Source organism: Escherichia sp. MOD1-EC6021, assembly GCF_002965245.1.
Taxonomy (GTDB): domain Bacteria; phylum Pseudomonadota; class Gammaproteobacteria; order Enterobacterales; family Enterobacteriaceae; genus Escherichia; species Escherichia coli_F.
The window spans coordinates 304,211-322,650 of the sequence record NZ_PTRU01000003.1; the positions used below are offsets into that span (position 1 = coordinate 304,211).

Sequence of the window (18,440 nt, forward strand, 5' to 3'; positions counted from 1 at the left end):
AATAAAGGGCGCAAATGCGCCCTCGTGATTAATCAGTAAACGGAATGACAATTTCACCAGGCTTCACTTCAATACCTTTCGCCAGTTTCTTCGCCATTGCTTCGCCCTTACTGCCATCTTCGCGCAGGACATAAGCAGGTTGCTGGTTAAAGTAATTGCGTAATGCCTGGTTCAAATAGGGAAGCAACGTTTGCATCACCGTTTGCATTTTTTCCGGTTGTACCGTCGCATCGACTACTTCCATCTCTTTCAGGAAGATCGCGCCTTTTTCTTTATCAAACACAGGCAGCGCTTTCAGCTTCAGTTTCATGGTCGCTTTCTGGCTACCGAACAGGGAGTTCATGTCCAGATTGGCGTCTCCGGTTAGGGTAACCTTATTCGGCTCTTCGCGACCAATTTGGCTGGTCAGGTTTGTCAGAACAATATGAGCGTCAGCCACGCCGGGTAAACCGATATCTTTTGAGAAATTATTATGTTTCGCAAGCGACTGGTTAATTTCTTGTTCGGTGATGGTGTATTGGGTGAGTTGATTACAGCCAACGAGCAGGCCACTGACGAACAATACAGCGGCAAATAAAAACTTGTTCATGGTAGTCCTCGACATGAAATCTGCGTCAATATCCTGACACAACGCAGCATGTGTCACCAGCGATAAACTCGCCAGCAGAAAAAACTGAAAACGGCGGCAACCCACGAATACAGGCTGCCGCGGCGGGTCAGGATTAAATCGCCATTGATGATAACAAATTGATTTGTGTCTGTTTCGCCATATTATCGCGGTAATCAGCAACGCGGCTTGGCCAGTTGATTCCGGCTACCAGCGTCAGATTACGCAGGAGCGGAAATAGCTGAATATCGTCTTCCGAAAGTTCGCCATTCACGGCGTTCGGTTTGACGATAAGTTTGTCCAGCGCACGTAAATCATCGCTGATATTCTTAATCAGACCGTCAGAGTGGGCCAGCAGGTCGGCAAAATTACCCGCGCTGGCTTCTTTCTTGTCGACAAAATATTTGCGCGCGGCGGGAGTAGAAAACTCATCAAATGCCGATTTGGCAAAACGCGGTAACAGCAGTTTGTTGGCGTAGCCGTTGACCTTGCGCAGCCATTCTTCAATGGCAGGTGAACGTTTGCCGGTCAGTAACGGTTTGCCGTCGAGTTTATCGACATAGTGAACGATGTCCATGCTTTCTGGCATATAGCGGCTGTCATCTTTTTGCAGAATGGGAACCTGTTTTTGACCGACCATCCGGGTGGGTGTTTCTGCGTCGTCATTGAGCAGAACATGTAATTCGACGGGGATATTTTTCAGGCCGAAAATCATGCGGGCTTTGAGGCAGTAAGGGCAGTGATCGTAAATGTATAGCTTCACGTGACTCCTCCATTTGGCTGTCAGTTCACTTTCAGTATGGAGGAGTCAGGGGGGAGTATCAAATCAGGCGTCGCGTTCCAGCAAACGACGCGCGGTGCGTTTCTGGCTAAACTGCCAACCCAGCGCAAGGAAAGTGAAGATGCCAATAATGCCCAGCATCATCCACGGAAGCTCTGGTTGGTGCGCTGATTTACCCAAGTCAAATAGCCAGCCACCACCGATATAACCAATCGCGCCGCCAATCGCCAGACCCAGACGGCTAAACCCCATATAACTGCCGCGAGCTCTTGCGTCCGCCAGCGAAGCACTTAAGGTTTCACGCGCAGGCTCGGCAATGATCGACCCGATATAAAACAGACAAATCAGGGTGAAAAGTTGTTGCAGGCCGCTGACCATGCCCACCGGCATCATGCTTAATGACATTATCAACAGCCCAGCCATCAACCGGTGTTCCAGACGAAAATGCTTTTCACTCCAGCGGGCGATAGGATAGAGCAACGTTAAAGACAGACACGCTTCAATGGCATACATCCATTTAACGGCAGAGGGTGCGCCCGCCACGTCGTTGACCATAATTGGCAGCATCAGCATCACTTGTACAGCCAGCATGTAGTAACCCGCCAGCGTCAGGACATAGGTGACAAAACGCTTGTCGCGCATCACGCGGGTCATGCCTTCGCGAACGGGCGTGCGTACGGTGGAGAGTTTCCATGCCGGTAACAACCACGCATTGAACGCTGCACACAGCACAAACAAAACGGCTCCTGTGACACAAACCAGGCGAAAGTCGTATTGCAACAGCCAGCTTCCCAACAATGCGCCAATGACAGCACCAGCGCTGTCTTGCATCATTAATAGTGAGAAAAAACGGCCACGCTGCTGCGGGCGGATTAGTTTCACCACCAGCGCCGAACGCGGAGGATCAAACAACGTGCCGCCGAGTCCCGAAAGCAGGCATGAAAACCACAGTAGCCACGGTTCGTGGGCGATACCCATTGTGGCGAATCCGGCGGCACGCATCAGCATACCGGTGACAATCATCGGTTTGGCACCAAAGCGGTCGGCAATTGCGCCGCCGAAAATCCCCAGACCTTGCTGAATAAACTGGCGTAGGCCGAGGGCAATACCGACCATGACGGCGGCCCAGCCCATTTGATCAACGAAGCGGATAGAGATCAGCGGGAAGACAACAAAGAACCCCAGCACGACCAGCATATTATCGATGAGCAGGAAATATTTACCCAGGTTCCTCGCCTGCGACACGCGGGACATTTCCCCTCCCGGGAAATAAAAGATGAGCACTTTCTATTCTGCATTGCCGCTAAGACTTTTCCCATCACTTCGGGGACAATATTTTTTTATCAAAACGTCGCTTTGATAGAGAGTTTTTATCAAATATGTGAATAATGCAGAAAACGGCATTCTGGACTTTTCACAGGGTCTGGTTGCGCAGGTATAGTAATACTTACAGCGTATTAAAGACGTTACGGGAAGGAGTAGGTATAGAATGTTTGGCTATCGCAGTAACGTGCCAAAAGTGCGCTTAACCACTGACCGACTGGTCGTGCGTCTGGTGCATGATCGTGATGCCTGGCGTCTTGCGGATTATTACGCAGAGAATCGCCATTTCCTCAAGCCCTGGGAGCCAGTGCGCGACGAAAGCCACTGTTATCCATCAGGCTGGCAGGCCAGGCTAGGGATGATTAACGAATTTCATAAACAAGGTTCAGCTTTCTACTTTGGCTTATTCGACCCGGACGAAAAAGAGATTATTGGCGTTGCCAATTTTTCCAATGTTGTTCGCGGCTCTTTTCATGCCTGCTATCTCGGTTATTCGATTGGGCAAAAATGGCAGGGCAAAGGACTCATGTTTGAAGCCCTGACCGCCTCCATTCGTTATATGCAGCGCACCCAACATATTCATCGCATTATGGCCAACTATATGCCGCACAATAAACGCAGCGGTGATTTACTGGCGCGATTGGGTTTTGAAAAAGAAGGCTATGCGAAAAACTATCTGTTGATTGATGGACAATGGCGCGATCATGTTCTGACGGCATTAACCACCCCAGACTGGACGCCTGGCCGCTAAGGAGAATCTGATGAAATATCAACTTACTGCTCTGGAAGCCCGCGTGATTGGCTGCTTGCTGGAAAAACAGGTGACTACGCCGGAGCAATACCCGCTTTCAGTAAATGGTGTAGTAACGGCCTGTAATCAGAAAACGAACCGTGAACCGGTCATGAATCTGAGTGAATCTGAAGTGCAGGAACAGCTGGATAATCTGGTCAAACGTCATTATCTACGCACGGTGAGCGGTTTTGGTAATCGGGTCACCAAATATGAGCAACGTTTTTGTAATTCAGAATTTGGCGATCTGAAACTGAGCGCCGCAGAAGTAGCGTTAATCACCACGTTGTTATTGCGTGGTGCCCAGACACCGGGAGAACTGCGCAGTCGCGCCGCGCGAATGTATGAGTTCAGCGATATGGCGGAAGTGGAGTCGACGCTTGAACAACTGGCGAATCGCGAAGATGGTCCTTTTGTGGTGCGTCTGGCCCGCGAACCGGGTAAACGCGAAAGCCGCTACATGCATCTTTTCAGTGGTGAGGTTGAAGATCAGCCGGCGGTAACGGATACGTCGAACGCGGTTGACGGTGATTTACAGGCCCGCGTCGAAGCTCTGGAAATCGAAGTGGCAGAACTGAAACAGCGTCTTGATTCGTTGCTGGCCCATCTGGGAGATTAAAGTGAAAAAATTACGTATCGGCGTAGTGGGGTTAGGCGGCATCGCGCAAAAGGCGTGGTTACCGGTGCTGGCGGCAGCGTCTGACTGGACCTTACAAGGTGCGTGGTCGCCAACGCGCGCGAAAGCCCTGCCAATTTGTGAAAGCTGGCGCATTCCTTATGCCGATTCGTTATCCAGCCTTGCTGCCTGTTGTGACGCTGTTTTTGTGCATTCCAGCACCGCCAGCCACTTTGACGTGGTCAGTGCGTTACTCAATGCGGGGGTACATGTCTGTGTCGATAAACCGCTGGCAGAAAATCTGCGCGATGCTGAACGGCTGGTTGAACTGGCGGCGCGGAAAAAACTGACGTTGATGGTCGGTTTTAACCGTCGCTTCGCACCACTCTACGTTGAGTTAAAAACACAACTCTCCACCGCCGCCTCGCTAAGAATGGATAAACATCGTAGTAATAGCGTCGGGCCACACGACCTTTATTTCACGTTGCTGGATGATTATCTGCATGTGGTGGATACCGTGCTGTGGTTGTCGGGCGGCAAAGTCTCTCTGGATGGCGGTACGCTACTGACTAATGACGCTGGCGAAATGCTGTTTGCCGAGCACCATTTTTCGGCCGGTCCTTTGCAGATCACCACCTGTATGCATCGCCGTGCCGGAAGTCAGCGTGAAACCGTGCAGGCCGTGACTGACGGTGCGCTCATCGACATTACGGATATGCGCGAATGGCGTGAGGAGCGCGGGCAGGGCGTGGTGCATAAACCTATTCCAGGTTGGCAGAGTACTCTTGAGCAACGTGGATTTGTTGGCTGTGCGCGTCACTTCATTGATTGCGTGCAAAATCAGACAGTTCCACAAACTGCCGGAGAACAGGCAATACTGGCGCAACGCATCGTTGACAAGATCTGGCGCGATGCGATGAGTGAATAAACCCTGTAACATCTGGCGGTAGCAATTCACCATAATCCAGGTAGACTATTCGCCTCTTTCAGCGCCTGCCTTGCAGGCGTTTTGCCCGTGGGTCTGGATTAGAACACCGATGAATTTATTAAAATCGCTGGCCGCCGTCAGCTCGATGACCATGTTTTCGCGTGTGCTTGGCTTCGCACGTGACGCAATTGTCGCCAGAATCTTTGGCGCAGGGATGGCAACAGACGCCTTTTTCGTCGCATTTAAACTTCCTAACTTGTTGCGCCGTATCTTTGCCGAAGGGGCATTTTCCCAGGCATTTGTACCGATTCTGGCGGAATATAAAAGCAAGCAGGGTGAAGACGCCACGCGGGTCTTTGTCTCGTATGTTTCTGGCCTGCTGACACTCGCGCTGGCGGTTGTGACGGTCGCCGGGATGCTCGCCGCGCCGTGGGTGATCATGGTGACCGCGCCGGGTTTTGCTGACACGGCCGACAAATTTGCCCTGACTACCCAGTTATTACAGATTACCTTTCCTTATATCTTGCTGATTTCCCTGGCGTCGCTGGTGGGTGCGATTCTGAATACCTGGAACCGCTTCTCGATTCCGGCATTTGCTCCAACGCTGCTTAACATCAGCATGATTGGCTTCGCGCTGTTTGCCGCACCGTACTTTAATCCTCCGGTGCTGGCGCTGGCATGGGCTGTTACGGTCGGCGGCATCCTACAGCTGGTGTATCAGCTACCGCATTTGAAGAAGATCGGCATGCTGGTTTTGCCACGCATTAACTTCCACGATGCCGGGGCAATGCGCGTGGTGAAACAGATGGGACCGGCGATCCTTGGCGTCTCTGTGAGCCAGATCTCCTTAATCATCAACACCATTTTTGCCTCGTTTCTTGCTTCCGGTTCGGTGTCGTGGATGTATTACGCCGACCGCCTAATGGAGTTTCCGTCCGGTGTACTGGGCGTGGCGCTTGGCACCATTTTGCTGCCGTCGCTGTCGAAAAGTTTTGCCAGTGGCAATCATGATGAATACAACCGTTTGATGGACTGGGGGCTGCGTCTTTGTTTCCTGTTGGCGCTGCCGAGTGCGGTTGCGTTGGGCATTCTTTCAGGTCCGTTAACCGTTTCGCTGTTCCAGTACGGTAAATTTACCGCCTTTGATGCGCTGATGACCCAGCGGGCGTTAATTGCCTACTCGGTGGGTTTGATTGGCCTGATTGTCGTGAAAGTGTTGGCTCCTGGCTTTTATTCCCGCCAGGACATTAAAACGCCAGTGAAAATTGCCATCGTTACGCTGATTTTAACGCAATTGATGAACCTGGCGTTTATCGGCCCGTTGAAACATGCCGGGCTGTCCCTTTCTATTGGTCTGGCGGCGTGTCTGAATGCTTCTCTGCTTTACTGGCAGTTGCGTAAGCAGAAAATCTTTACCCCGCAACCCGGCTGGATGCCGTTTCTGTTGCGTCTGGTGGTGGCGGTACTGGTGATGTCTGGCGTGCTTTTAGGTATGTTACATATCATGCCAGAGTGGTCACTGGGTACTATGCCCTGGCGTTTACTGCGTTTAATGGCGGTCGTGCTGGCGGGAATTGCCGCGTACTTCGCTGCACTGGCGGTGTTGGGCTTCAAAGTTAAAGAGTTTGCCCGTCGGACGGTATAACAATGCATTCCGGCCTGCACTGCAGGCCGGAGATAATCTTCAGATCGAAATCTTTTTACTGCCGCGATGGGGTATTGATGTCTGACCGTTCGCCCCGTACAGCGTCGGTTCCTGATGCGGTTTTAACATTTCCAGCGCCTGTTGATTGCGCTCAATCTGACCTTCCAGTAACCAGCCATTATGTTGATTCATTTGACGTAGTTGCTGAGTTTGCACCGTAATTTCCTGCCAACGTTGACTAATATCAACGCTATTTTCTGCATTGGGTTCTTTTCTGCGTAACTGTTCGAGGTAATCCAACGTCGCCAGCAGTGAGCTTTTTTGTTCTGTAATCCATTGCAACTGGCTGCCGTTGATCTGCCCCATTGAGAGATGTTGCTGCTCTTGATCCATTACCGTTTTGAGATCGTTAAGCACTGCGGACATCTGGTCGAGGATCTCTGCAAGACGCGTCATACGATCAGTTACTCTGCAAGTCTTGCTGCGCTTCGTTGATTAGCGCATCGGCAATTTTGCCGGTGTCCATTTTTAGTTCACCGTTACGAATCGCCAGTTTTAACGCTTCGACACGTTCAAGATTGATATCACTGCTGCCGGGTTGCATTAGTTTTGCTTGCGCGTCGCTTAACGTCACACTGGTGCTGGTGGCGGCGGTTGTTTTTGCCGCCCGGGTATTCGTTACCGGCGCGTCAGTGGTTTCACGCGGTTGAACGGTGCTTACGGGCTTCAGAGGTGAAGTGCGGTCAATACTCATGGTTTATTCCTCATTGAGGGCGCTTTTATCATGTGTTGCTTATTTATCGGCATGGGTCGGGTAATCTTTAACAGGTTACAGGTTTATAAGAATATTCCCATCTGCATCGACAACGCCGCTGACCACCTGTCCCGATACCATGCGCACCCGCGCATTCTGTGCGACGGCAGCATTGTTCAGCGCCTGACCTTCAGCGTTGGCGCTAAACCCATCACCACTGGCGATCACGTTGACGCGTTGTCCCGCTTTTACACGCCAGGCCTGGCGCAACTGGGTTAATTGGATAGGTTGTTCGGGTGATAGATCGCGCAGGCTAACGGCATCAATAAGTTGATTGATATCCAACACAGTACGCGGCGGCAAGGTGTCCAGTCGTCCGCGTTTCAGTTTTACATTGCCAGCTTCCAGCTTTCCTCCCCGCACAATGGGCATCGCGGCAACCACATAATTTCCTGTGGCCTGTACATTGACTTGCAAATATCGTTTGTCGTTACCGCAGCGTGCCAGCACATTCACATTTCCCCACAGGCGGGAATTATTGCTTATCGAAAGCAGTGGTTGCTCGCACGGCGGAAGTAGATGGGGCGATGTACGAATAGAAACACGAACCTCATCACTTACTCCCGCGAGCTGGGCGCTAAAAAAGGTTTGTAACTGCGATGTGAGATTGCTCGCCGCACTTAACGGACTGAACAGTATCGCGATGATCGCCACGCTACGTTTTATTGCCAGCATTTTCGCTCCCAGCCATTTCTACAACGTGAATTGTACCTGTACGCAATGACCATCAACGGCATAAATAGCGACCCATTTTGCGTTTATTCCGCCGATAACGCGCGTGTAAAGGCATTTAAGCTGATGGCAGAATTTTGATACTTGCGGAGGAGATATGCTCGATAAGCTCGACGCCGCCTTACGTTTTCAACAAGAGGCGCTCAATCTGCGCGCCCAGCGTCAGGAAGTGCTGGCAGCAAACATCGCCAATGCCGATACCCCTGGTTATCAGGCACGCGATATCGATTTTGCCAGTGAACTTAAAAAGGTCATGCAGCGTGGACGGGATGAAACCAGCATGGTTGCGCTGACGATGACCTCAACGCAACACATTCCGGCGCAGGCGCTGACGCCTCCTACCGCAGAACTGCAATACCGTATTCCGGACCAGCCTTCGCTGGACGGTAATACCGTCGATATGGATCGCGAACGCACTCAGTTTGCCGATAACAGCCTGCAATACCAGATGAGCCTTAGCGCGTTGAGCGGGCAAATCAAAGGCATGATGAACGTTTTACAGAGCGGAAATTAACGGATGGCACTGCTGAACATTTTTGATATCGCCGGGTCGGCGTTAACTGCCCAGTCCCAGCGCCTGAATGTGGCGGCCAGTAATCTGGCGAATGCTGATAGCGTGACCGGTCCCGATGGACAGCCATATCGGGCAAAACAGGTGGTATTCCAGGTGAACGCTGCGCCAGGCGCTGCGACAGGCGGCGTAAAGGTTGCCGATGTTATAGAAAGTCAGGCTCCGGACAAACTGGTTTATGAACCGGGTAATCCGCTGGCGGATGCAAAGGGCTACGTGAAAATGCCAAACGTTGATGTTGTCGGCGAGATGGTTAACACCATGTCAGCATCACGCAGCTATCAGGCCAATGTTGAAGTGCTCAACACGGTGAAAAGCATGATGCTGAAAACCCTTACGCTTGGTCAATAAAGGAGAAATCTATGTCCATTGCGGTAACCACCACCGATCCGACAAATACCGGCGTCAGCACCACCAGCAGTAGCTCACTCACGGGTAGCAACGCCGCAGATTTACAAAGCAGTTTTCTGACTTTGCTGGTGGCGCAGCTGAAAAACCAGGACCCGACCAATCCAATGGAAAACAACGAGCTGACGTCGCAATTGGCACAAATCAGCACGGTCAGCGGGATTGAAAAACTCAATACCACGCTCGGATCTATTTCCGGACAGATTGATAACAGCCAGTCGTTACAGGCCAGTAACCTGATCGGTCACGGTGTGATGATCCCCGGCACCACAGTTCTTGCCGGAACCGGCAGTGAAGAAGGGGCTGTGACCACGACCACACCGTTTGGTGTTGAGTTGCAGCAGGCGGCAGACAAAGTTACGGCCACCATCACCGATAAAAACGGTGCGGTTGTCCGTACCATTGATATCGGTGAACTGACTGCCGGAGTCCACAGTTTCACCTGGGACGGTACGTTGACTGACGGCAGCACTGCGCCGAACGGTTCTTACAATGTAGCGATTAGCGCCAGTAACGGTGGTACACAACTGGTTGCCCAGCCGCTGCAGTTTGCTCTGGTGCAGGGGGTGATCCGCGGCAACAACGGTAATACGCTGGATCTCGGCACTTACGGCACCACCACCCTCGACGAAGTACGGCAGATAATTTAAAGCCCTCAAATTTCAGGAGTCAGTCATGGCCTTTTCTCAAGCGGTTAGCGGATTAAACGCTGCCGCCACCAACCTCGATGTTATTGGCAACAATATCGCCAACTCCGCCACCTACGGCTTTAAATCAGGCACGGCCTCTTTTGCCGATATGTTTGCCGGTTCGAAAGTGGGACTGGGGGTAAAAGTTGCCGGTATCACTCAGGACTTTACCGATGGCACGACCACCAACACCGGGCGAGGTCTGGACGTTGCTATCAGCCAGAATGGTTTTTTCCGTCTGGTAGACAGCAATGGTTCGGTTTTTTACAGCCGTAATGGACAATTTAAGCTGGATGAAAACCGTAACCTGGTGAATATGCAAGGTTTACAGCTGACGGGTTACCCGGCAACCGGTACGCCGCCGACTATTCAACAAGGGGCGAATCCGACCAATATTTCGATCCCGAATACCCTGATGGCAGCGAAAACTACCACCACGGCGTCGATGCAGATCAACCTGAATTCCAGTGATCCGCTTCCCTCTGTTAAAGGATTCGATGCCAGCAATGCGGATAGCTATAACAAAAAAGGTTCGGTGACTGTTTTCGATAGTCAGGGTAATGCTCATGATATGAGCGTTTATTTTGTGAAGACCGGGGATAATAACTGGGATGTTTACACCCTGGATAGCAGTGATCCAAAAGGCACTGCTAACCCTGCAACGACGCTGGTGTTTAATGCCAATGGCGTTCTGACCTCAGATCCAACAAAGGATATTACCACCGGCGCAATTAACGGCGCAGATCCCGCCACGTTTAGCCTGAGCTTCCTCAACTCCATGCAGCAAAATACCGGTGCTAACAACATTGTGGCAACCACCCAGAACGGCTATAAACCGGGCGATCTGGTGAGTTATCAAATCAATGATGACGGTACGGTTGTCGGCAACTATTCCAACGAACAAACCCAACTGCTGGGGCAGATTGTACTGGCGAACTTTGCCAACAACGAAGGTCTGGCATCCGAAGGCGACAACGTCTGGTCTGCGACGCAATCTTCTGGCGTGGCGCTGTTGGGGACAGCCGGGACGGGCAACTTTGGCACCCTGACCAACGGTGCGCTGGAAGCGTCCAATGTCGATCTCAGCAAAGAACTGGTCAATATGATCGTTGCCCAGCGTAACTATCAGTCTAACGCCCAGACCATCAAAACCCAGGACCAGATCCTCAACACGCTGGTTAACTTACGCTAATCGCTGACGGGATAGCTCAATGGATCACGCAATTTATACCGCGATGGGGGCAGCCAGCCAGACGCTGAATCAACAGGCGGTGACCGCCAGTAATCTGGCCAATGCCTCTACGCCCGGTTTTCGCGCACAGTTAAACGCCTTGCGTGCAGTGCCGGTGGAAGGGCTTTCACTACCCACGCGCACGCTGGTTACGGCGTCAACACCGGGTGCTGACATGACGCCCGGTAAGATGGATTACACCTCGCGCCCGCTGGACGTCGCGTTGCAGCAGGACGGCTGGCTGGCCGTGCAGACCGCTGACGGCAGCGAAGGATATACGCGTAATGGCAGCATTCAGGTTGATCCCACCGGGCAACTGACAATTCAGGGGCATCCGGTGATCGGCGAGGCGGGGCCAATTGCTGTGCCGGAAGGGGCGGAAATCACTGTTGCTGCCGATGGCACAATCTCGGCGCTGAATTCTGGCGATCCGGCAAATACTGTCGCGCCAGTGGGGCGTCTGAAGCTGGTGAAAGCCACGGGCAGCGAAGTGCAGCGCGGTGACGACGGCATTTTTCGTTTAAGCGCAGAAAGCCAGGCTACGCGTGGGCCGGTACTGCAGGCAGATCCAACCTTACGTGTGATGTCGGGGGTTCTGGAAGGCAGTAACGTCAATGCCGTTGCGGCAATGAGCGACATGATTGCCAGCGCGCGGCGTTTTGAAATGCAGATGAAGGTGATCAGCAGCGTCGATGATAACGCAGGCCGTGCCAACCAACTGCTGTCGATGAGTTAATTGAACGGATACATGACAAATGTAAGTTGCCCAGTGTGCAAACTTATCGGTCTACGGGGTACATCGCAATTTATTGATTTTTCTATCCCTTGTAGGCCGGATAAGGCGTTTACGCCGCATCCGGCAAGAAGACAGATGCACTTTGTCACTAATCCACTACAGGACATTTTATGATCAGTTCATTATGGATCGCCAAAACGGGCCTAGATGCCCAGCAAACCAATATGGACGTCATTGCCAACAACCTGGCAAACGTCAGTACCAACGGTTTTAAGCGTCAGCGCGCGGTGTTTGAAGATCTGCTGTATCAAACCATTCGCCAGCCAGGGGCACAGTCTTCCGAACAAACCACCTTACCATCCGGATTACAAATCGGCACGGGTGTACGCCCGGTCGCCACTGAACGCTTACACAGCCAGGGCAACCTGTCGCAAACCAATAACAGCAAAGATGTCGCGATTAAAGGGCAGGGCTTTTTCCAGGTGATGTTGCCAGATGGCTCATCAGCCTATACCCGCGACGGCTCTTTCCAGGTGGATCAGAACGGGCAGCTGGTGACGGCTGGTGGTTTTCAGGTGCAGCCAGCGATCACCATACCGGCGAATGCGCTAAGTATCACCATCGGTCGTGATGGCGTGGTCAGCGTAACCCAACAAGGCCAGGCAGCTCCGGTTCAGGTTGGGCAGCTCAATCTCACCACCTTTATGAATGATACCGGACTGGAGAGTATTGGCGAAAACCTCTACACCGAAACGCAATCCTCCGGTGCACCGAACGAAAGCACGCCGGGCCTGAACGGTGCGGGACTGCTGTATCAAGGGTATGTTGAAACGTCTAACGTCAACGTGGCGGAAGAACTGGTCAATATGATTCAGGTGCAACGCGCCTACGAAATCAACAGTAAAGCGGTATCCACCACCGATCAGATGCTGCAAAAACTGACGCAACTCTAAGGCATAACCGGTGGCAGATTCACCGGTTGACTGATTTTTGAAGATGATAGCCATGCAAAAAAACGCTGCGCATACTTATGCCATTTCCAGCTTGTTGGTGCTTTCACTAACCGGCTGCGCCTGGATACCCTCCACGCCGCTGGTACAGGGGGCGACCAGTGCACAACCGGTTCCCGGTCCGACGCCCGTCGCCAACGGTTCTATTTTCCAGTCTGCTCAGCCGATTAACTATGGCTATCAACCGCTGTTTGAAGATCGTCGACCACGCAATATTGGCGATACGTTGACCATCGTGTTGCAGGAGAACGTCAGCGCCAGCAAAAGCTCCTCTGCTAATGCCAGCCGTGACGGTAAAACCAATTTTGGCTTTGATACTGTGCCGCGCTATTTGCAGGGGCTGTTTGGTAACGCTCGTGCCGATGTCGAAGCCTCCGGTGGTAACACGTTCAACGGAAAAGGCGGGGCCAATGCCAGCAATACCTTTAGCGGCACGTTGACGGTGACGGTTGACCAGGTACTGGTCAACGGCAACCTGCATGTGGTGGGTGAAAAACAGATCGCCATTAATCAGGGTACCGAATTTATTCGCTTCTCTGGTGTAGTTAATCCTCGCACCATCAGCGGCAGTAATACCGTACCGTCTACTCAGGTGGCGGATGCGCGCATTGAATACGTAGGCAATGGCTACATTAACGAAGCGCAAAATATGGGCTGGTTGCAGCGTTTCTTCCTTAACCTGTCGCCAATGTAAGTGAGGCTGTGGTGATTAAATTTCTCTCTGCATTAATTCTTCTACTGGTTATCACGGCAGCTCAGGCTGAGCGTATTCGCGATCTCACCAGTGTTCAGGGGGTAAGGCAAAACTCACTGATTGGCTATGGCCTGGTGGTGGGGCTGGATGGCACCGGTGACCAGACAACTCAGACGCCGTTTACCACACAAACGCTTAATAACATGCTCTCACAGCTGGGAATTACCGTTCCGACGGGCACTAATATGCAGCTAAAAAACGTCGCTGCGGTAATGGTGACGGCGTCACTTCCACCGTTTGGACGTCAGGGGCAAACCATTGACGTGGTGGTTTCTTCCATGGGAAATGCCAAAAGTCTGCGTGGCGGTACGTTATTGATGACACCGCTTAAGGGCGTTGACAGTCAGGTGTATGCGCTGGCACAGGGCAATATTCTGGTTGGCGGCGCAGGGGCCTCCGCTGGCGGTAGCAGTGTTCAGGTGAACCAACTGAACGGTGGACGGATCACCAATGGTGCGGTTATTGAACGTGAATTGCCCAGCCAGTTTGGCGTCGGGAATACCCTTAATTTGCAACTTAACGACGAAGATTTCAGTATGGCGCAGCAAATCGCTGACACCATCAACCGCGTGCGTGGATATGGCAGCGCCACCGCGTTAGATGCGCGGACTATTCAGGTGCGCGTACCGAGTGGCAACAGTTCCCAGGTCCGTTTCCTTGCCGATATCCAGAATATGCAGGTTAATGTCTCCCCGCAGGACGCTAAAGTAGTGATTAACTCGCGCACTGGTTCGGTGGTGATGAATCGCGAAGTGACCCTCGACAGCTGCGCGGTAGCGCAGGGGAATCTCTCGGTTACGGTAAATCGGCAGGCCAATGTCAGCCAGCCAGATACACCGTTTGGTGGCGGGCAGACTGTGGTTACTCCACAGACGCAGATCGATTTACGCCAGAGCGGCGGTTCGCTGCAAAGCGTACGTTCCAGCGCCAGCCTCAATAACGTGGTGCGTGCGCTCAATGCGCTGGGCGCTACGCCGATGGATCTGATGTCCATACTGCAATCAATGCAAAGTGCGGGATGTCTGCGGGCAAAACTGGAAATCATCTGATGATCAGCGACAGCAAACTACTGGCAAGTGCGGCCTGGGATGCACAATCGCTCAACGAACTTAAGGCGAAAGCGGGCGAAGATCCGGCGGCAAATATCCGTCCGGTGGCCCGCCAGGTGGAAGGGATGTTCGTGCAGATGATGTTGAAAAGCATGCGCGACGCTTTACCAAAAGATGGCCTGTTCAGCAGCGAGCACACTCGCCTGTATACCAGTATGTATGACCAGCAGATTGCCCAACAGATGACGGCGGGCAAAGGTCTGGGGCTGGCAGAGATGATGGTTAAACAGATGACGCCAGAACAACCATCGCCAGAGGAGTCCACGCCAGCAGCACCGATGAAATTCCCGCTCGAAACCGTGGTGCGTTATCAAAATCAGACGCTTTCGCAGCTGGTGCAAAAGGCCGTACCACGTAACTACGATGATTCGCTGCCGGGTGACAGTAAAGCATTCCTCGCGCAACTCTCGTTGCCCGCCCAACTGGCAAGCCAGCAAAGCGGTGTGCCACATCATTTGATCCTCGCTCAGGCGGCGCTGGAATCTGGCTGGGGACAACGGCAAATCCGCCGTGAAAACGGCGAGCCGAGCTATAACCTGTTTGGCGTCAAAGCCTCTGGCAACTGGAAAGGGCCAGTCACTGAAATCACCACGACTGAATATGAAAATGGCGAAGCGAAGAAAGTAAAAGCGAAGTTTCGGGTCTACAGCTCGTATCTGGAAGCATTGTCGGATTACGTTGGGCTATTAACACGTAACCCGCGCTACGCTGCCGTGACGACCGCCGCGAGTGCGGAGCAGGGGGCGCAGGCCCTACAGGACGCGGGCTATGCCACCGATCCTCACTATGCCCGCAAACTCACCAGCATGATTCAGCAGATGAAATCGATAAGCGACAAGGTGAGCAAAACCTACAGCATGAACATTGATAATCTGTTCTGAATAACTCAAGTCCGGCGTGTCGCTGCCGATAATACTCTGTAATTGAAGGCTTATAAGGAACCTCCATGTCCAGCTTGATCAATAACGCCATGAGCGGACTGAACGCGGCTCAGGCGGCGTTAAATACGGCAAGTAATAATATTTCCAGCTATAACGTTGCCGGATATACCCGCCAAACCACTATTATGGCGCAGGCCAATAGCACGTTGGGCGCTGGCGGCTGGGTTGGCAATGGCGTCTACGTTTCTGGTGTGCAGCGTGAGTATGATGCGTTTATTACCAACCAGTTACGTGCTGCGCAGACGCAAAGTAGCGGCCTGACTGCCCGCTATGAGCAGATGTCGAAAATCGACAATATGCTCTCCACCAGTACCTCTTCGCTGGCAACACAGATGCAGGATTTCTTCACCAGCCTGCAAACGCTGGTGAGTAACGCGGAAGATCCGGCAGCGCGCCAGGCGCTGATTGGGAAATCAGAAGGGTTGGTGAATCAGTTTAAAACCACCGATCAATATCTGCGCGACCAGGACAAACAGGTCAATATCGCGATAGGTGCCAGCGTTGATCAGATCAACAATTACGCTAAACAAATCGCCAGCCTGAACGATCAGATCTCCCGCCTGACAGGCGTGGGAGCAGGGGCGTCACCTAACAATCTGTTGGATCAACGCGATCAACTGGTGAGCGAATTAAACCAGATTGTTGGTGTAGAAGTCAGCGTTCAGGATGGTGGCACTTATAACATCACGATGGCCAATGGTTACTCACTGGTTCAGGGTAGTACGGCGCGGCAACTTGCGGCAGTTCCTTCCAGCGCCGACCCTTCTCGTACGACTGTCGCTTATGTTGATGGGACGGCAGGCAATATTGAGATCCCGGAGAAATTACTGAATACCGGGTCGCTGGGCGGCATTCTGACATTCCGTTCTCAGGATCTGGACCAGACGCGTAATACGCTCGGACAACTGGCGCTGGCATTTGCCGAGGCTTTCAACACCCAACACAAAGCCGGATTTGATGCTAACGGCGATGCCGGTGAAGATTTCTTTGCTATCGGTAAGCCCGCGGTTCTGCAAAACACTAAAAACAACGGTGACGTTGCGATCGGTGCCACGGTAACTGATGCCTCCGCGGTACTGGCGACAGATTACAAAATCTCGTTCGATAATAATCAGTGGCAGGTCACCCGCCTTGCCAGCAATACCACTTTTACGGTGACGCCGGATGCCAACGGTAAAGTGGCATTTGATGGTCTGGAGTTGACGTTTACAGGAACGCCTGCCGTTAACGACAGCTTCACACTGAAACCGGTAAGTGACGCCATCGTCAACATGGATGTATTAATCACCGACGAAGCGAAAATCGCCATGGCGAGCGCAGAAGATGCGGGTGATAGCGACAACCGCAACGGTCAGGCCCTGCTGGATCTGCAAAGTAACAGTAAAACGGTGGGCGGTGCGAAATCCTTTAACGACGCTTATGCCTCGTTAGTGAGTGATATCGGTAATAAAACCGCGACGTTGAAAACCAGTAGCACCACGCAAGGTAATGTGGTGACGCAGCTTTCCAATCAGCAGCAGTCGATTTCCGGTGTCAATCTCGATGAGGAGTATGGAAATCTGCAACGTTTTCAGCAGTATTACCTGGCGAATGCGCAGGTTCTGCAGACGGCAAACGCGATTTTTGATGCGCTGATTAACATTCGTTAAGGGGAGATAAAATGCGTTTCAGTACCCAGATGATGTACCAGCAAAACATGCGTGGCATCACCAATTCTCAGGCAGAATGGATGAAGTACGGCGAACAGATGTCGACGGGTAAGCGAGTCGTTAACCCTTCAGATGATCCCATTGCTGCATCACAAGCTGTTGTTCTCTCCCAGGCACAGGCGCAAAACAGCCAGTACACGCTGGCGCGTACTTTCGCCACTCAAAAAGTGTCACTGGAAGAGAGTGTGCTTAGCCAGGTCACCACTGCTATCCAGAATGCTCAGGAAAAAATTGTCTACGCCAGCAATGGCACCTTGAGTGACGATGACCGGGCGTCGTTGGCAACCGATATCCAGGGTATTCGTGACCAGTTGCTGAATCTGGCGAACACTACGGATGGTAACGGGCGCTACATTTTTGCCGGTTATAAAACAGAAACTGCGCCGTTTAGTGAGGCAGACGGCGAATATGTTGGCGGAGCAGAAAGTATTAAACAACAGGTCGATGCTTCGCGTTCGATGGTGATAGGGCACACGGGTGACAAAATTTTCGACAGTATTACCAGCAACGCGGTAGCGGAACCAGACGGTAGCGCTTCTGAAACCAATCTTTTTGCCATGCTGGATAGCGCCATCGCAGCCCTGAAAACGCCGGTCGCGGAAAGCGAAGCGGATAAAGAAACCGCCGCTGCGGCACTGGATAAAACCAACCGCGGACTGAAAAACTCGCTGAACAATGTGCTGACCGTTCGCGCGGAATTAGGCACGCAGCTGAACGAACTGGAGTCGCTGGATTCATTAGGTAGCGATCGCGCTTTAGGGCAAACGCAGCAGATGAGCGATCTGGTTGATGTGGACTGGAATGCAACTATTTCATCTTACATCATGCAGCAAACGGCATTGCAGGCATCGTATAAAGCATTTACCGATATGCAGGGATTGTCGCTGTTCCAGCTCAACAAATAAGCTCGCTTTAAAACATATCATGAAACTGGGTATGTTTTGTCTGCCCGCTCTGGGATCGCCGGGGCGGGCATTTTTTTGCCTATTTTGTATTGTTGGTTAGCAAGGATGCCATTCGATGAATTTTAATATGTTGATTTAAAG

At 52.2% G+C, this 18,440-nt stretch carries 21 protein-coding genes; 15 read left to right on the top strand and 6 right to left on the bottom strand.

Annotation, left to right across the window (positions count from 1 at the left end; all coding sequences use genetic code 11):
• Window positions 1-28: 28 nt before the first annotated feature.
• The 3 genes from BEB54_RS05860 to mdtH all read right to left on the bottom strand — a co-directional run bounded on the left by BEB54_RS05860 (window position 29) and on the right by mdtH (window position 2,642).
• Window positions 29-589, bottom strand: coding sequence for a lipoprotein (locus BEB54_RS05860; RefSeq protein WP_001353288.1), 561 nt, complete (start codon window positions 587-589; stop codon window positions 29-31).
• A gap of 133 nt (window positions 590-722) precedes the next feature.
• Entirely contained in the window at window positions 723-1,370 is a 648-nt protein-coding gene (gene grxB, locus BEB54_RS05865) for a glutaredoxin 2 (RefSeq protein ID WP_000780912.1), read from the bottom strand.
• Between the two features lie 63 nt (window positions 1,371-1,433).
• Complete coding sequence (mdtH, locus tag BEB54_RS05870; protein WP_105277114.1) at window positions 1,434-2,642, bottom strand: multidrug efflux MFS transporter MdtH; 1,209 nt, start codon at window positions 2,640-2,642, stop codon at window positions 1,434-1,436.
• 235 nt (window positions 2,643-2,877) lie between these two features.
• Here mdtH and rimJ point away from each other — a divergent pair, with 235 nt between their 5' ends.
• The 4 genes from rimJ to murJ all read left to right on the top strand — a co-directional run bounded on the left by rimJ (window position 2,878) and on the right by murJ (window position 6,690).
• Window positions 2,878-3,462, top strand: a complete 585-nt coding sequence (gene rimJ / locus BEB54_RS05875) for a ribosomal protein S5-alanine N-acetyltransferase (protein ID WP_000468191.1) — start codon at window positions 2,878-2,880, stop codon at window positions 3,460-3,462.
• 10 nt (window positions 3,463-3,472) lie between these two features.
• Window positions 3,473-4,120 carry a YceH family protein gene (locus BEB54_RS05880; RefSeq protein WP_000877119.1) on the top strand — a complete coding sequence of 216 codons (648 nt, stop codon included), beginning with the start codon at window positions 3,473-3,475 and terminating at the stop codon, window positions 4,118-4,120.
• Window position 4,121: 1 nt separating this feature from the next.
• Window positions 4,122-5,045, top strand: a complete 924-nt coding sequence (locus tag BEB54_RS05885; RefSeq protein ID WP_032183929.1) for a Gfo/Idh/MocA family protein — start codon at window positions 4,122-4,124, stop codon at window positions 5,043-5,045.
• Window positions 5,046-5,154: 109 nt separating this feature from the next.
• Window positions 5,155-6,690 (top strand): murein biosynthesis integral membrane protein MurJ, encoded by a 1,536-nt coding sequence (murJ, locus tag BEB54_RS05890; RefSeq protein ID WP_001050688.1) that lies wholly within the window; start codon window positions 5,155-5,157, stop codon window positions 6,688-6,690.
• 39 nt (window positions 6,691-6,729) lie between these two features.
• On the opposite strand, the gene flgN is transcribed toward murJ, so the two are convergent.
• The 3 genes from flgN to flgA form a co-directional block, all read right to left on the bottom strand.
• Complete coding sequence (gene flgN / locus BEB54_RS05895; RefSeq protein ID WP_000197347.1) at window positions 6,730-7,146, bottom strand: flagella biosynthesis chaperone FlgN; 417 nt, start codon at window positions 7,144-7,146, stop codon at window positions 6,730-6,732.
• 4 nt (window positions 7,147-7,150) lie between these two features.
• On the bottom strand, window positions 7,151-7,444 hold the full coding sequence (gene flgM / locus BEB54_RS05900; protein WP_000020882.1) for a flagellar biosynthesis anti-sigma factor FlgM: 294 nt from the start codon (window positions 7,442-7,444) through the stop codon (window positions 7,151-7,153).
• Between the two features lie 75 nt (window positions 7,445-7,519).
• Window positions 7,520-8,179, bottom strand: a complete 660-nt coding sequence (gene flgA / locus BEB54_RS05905; RefSeq protein WP_105277116.1) for a flagellar basal body P-ring formation chaperone FlgA — start codon at window positions 8,177-8,179, stop codon at window positions 7,520-7,522.
• 154 nt (window positions 8,180-8,333) lie between these two features.
• On the opposite strand from flgA, the gene flgB reads away from it, so the two are divergent.
• From flgB to flgL, 11 genes are all read left to right on the top strand, one after another.
• Window positions 8,334-8,750, top strand: a complete 417-nt coding sequence (gene flgB, locus BEB54_RS05910; RefSeq protein ID WP_000884705.1) for a flagellar basal body rod protein FlgB — start codon at window positions 8,334-8,336, stop codon at window positions 8,748-8,750.
• A gap of 3 nt (window positions 8,751-8,753) precedes the next feature.
• Entirely contained in the window at window positions 8,754-9,158 is a 405-nt protein-coding gene (flgC, locus tag BEB54_RS05915; RefSeq protein WP_001196460.1) for a flagellar basal body rod protein FlgC, read from the top strand.
• Window positions 9,159-9,169: 11 nt separating this feature from the next.
• Entirely contained in the window at window positions 9,170-9,865 is a 696-nt protein-coding gene (gene flgD, locus BEB54_RS05920; RefSeq protein ID WP_000020484.1) for a flagellar hook assembly protein FlgD, read from the top strand.
• Between the two features lie 25 nt (window positions 9,866-9,890).
• Complete coding sequence (gene flgE, locus BEB54_RS05925; RefSeq protein WP_032183932.1) at window positions 9,891-11,096, top strand: flagellar hook protein FlgE; 1,206 nt, start codon at window positions 9,891-9,893, stop codon at window positions 11,094-11,096.
• A gap of 19 nt (window positions 11,097-11,115) precedes the next feature.
• Complete coding sequence (flgF, locus tag BEB54_RS05930; protein WP_032183933.1) at window positions 11,116-11,871, top strand: flagellar basal-body rod protein FlgF; 756 nt, start codon at window positions 11,116-11,118, stop codon at window positions 11,869-11,871.
• Window positions 11,872-12,041: 170 nt separating this feature from the next.
• Window positions 12,042-12,824 carry a flagellar basal-body rod protein FlgG gene (gene flgG, locus BEB54_RS05935; RefSeq protein WP_000625837.1) on the top strand — a complete coding sequence of 261 codons (783 nt, stop codon included), beginning with the start codon at window positions 12,042-12,044 and terminating at the stop codon, window positions 12,822-12,824.
• Between the two features lie 52 nt (window positions 12,825-12,876).
• Window positions 12,877-13,575, top strand: coding sequence for a flagellar basal body L-ring protein FlgH (flgH, locus tag BEB54_RS05940; RefSeq protein WP_001295442.1), 699 nt, complete (start codon window positions 12,877-12,879; stop codon window positions 13,573-13,575).
• A gap of 11 nt (window positions 13,576-13,586) precedes the next feature.
• Complete coding sequence (gene flgI / locus BEB54_RS05945; RefSeq protein WP_105277117.1) at window positions 13,587-14,684, top strand: flagellar basal body P-ring protein FlgI; 1,098 nt, start codon at window positions 13,587-13,589, stop codon at window positions 14,682-14,684.
• A complete protein-coding gene (flgJ, locus tag BEB54_RS05950; protein ID WP_105277118.1) occupies window positions 14,684-15,625 on the top strand; it encodes a flagellar assembly peptidoglycan hydrolase FlgJ in 942 nt (313 codons plus the stop codon). Before flgI ends, flgJ begins: the two co-directional genes overlap by 1 nt.
• A gap of 65 nt (window positions 15,626-15,690) precedes the next feature.
• Window positions 15,691-17,334 carry a flagellar hook-associated protein FlgK gene (gene flgK, locus BEB54_RS05955; protein WP_105277119.1) on the top strand — a complete coding sequence of 548 codons (1,644 nt, stop codon included), beginning with the start codon at window positions 15,691-15,693 and terminating at the stop codon, window positions 17,332-17,334.
• An 11-nt stretch (window positions 17,335-17,345) separates the two neighbouring features.
• Window positions 17,346-18,299 (top strand): flagellar hook-associated protein FlgL, encoded by a 954-nt coding sequence (gene flgL / locus BEB54_RS05960; protein ID WP_001212755.1) that lies wholly within the window; start codon window positions 17,346-17,348, stop codon window positions 18,297-18,299.
• The last annotated feature ends 141 nt before the right edge of the window (window positions 18,300-18,440 follow it).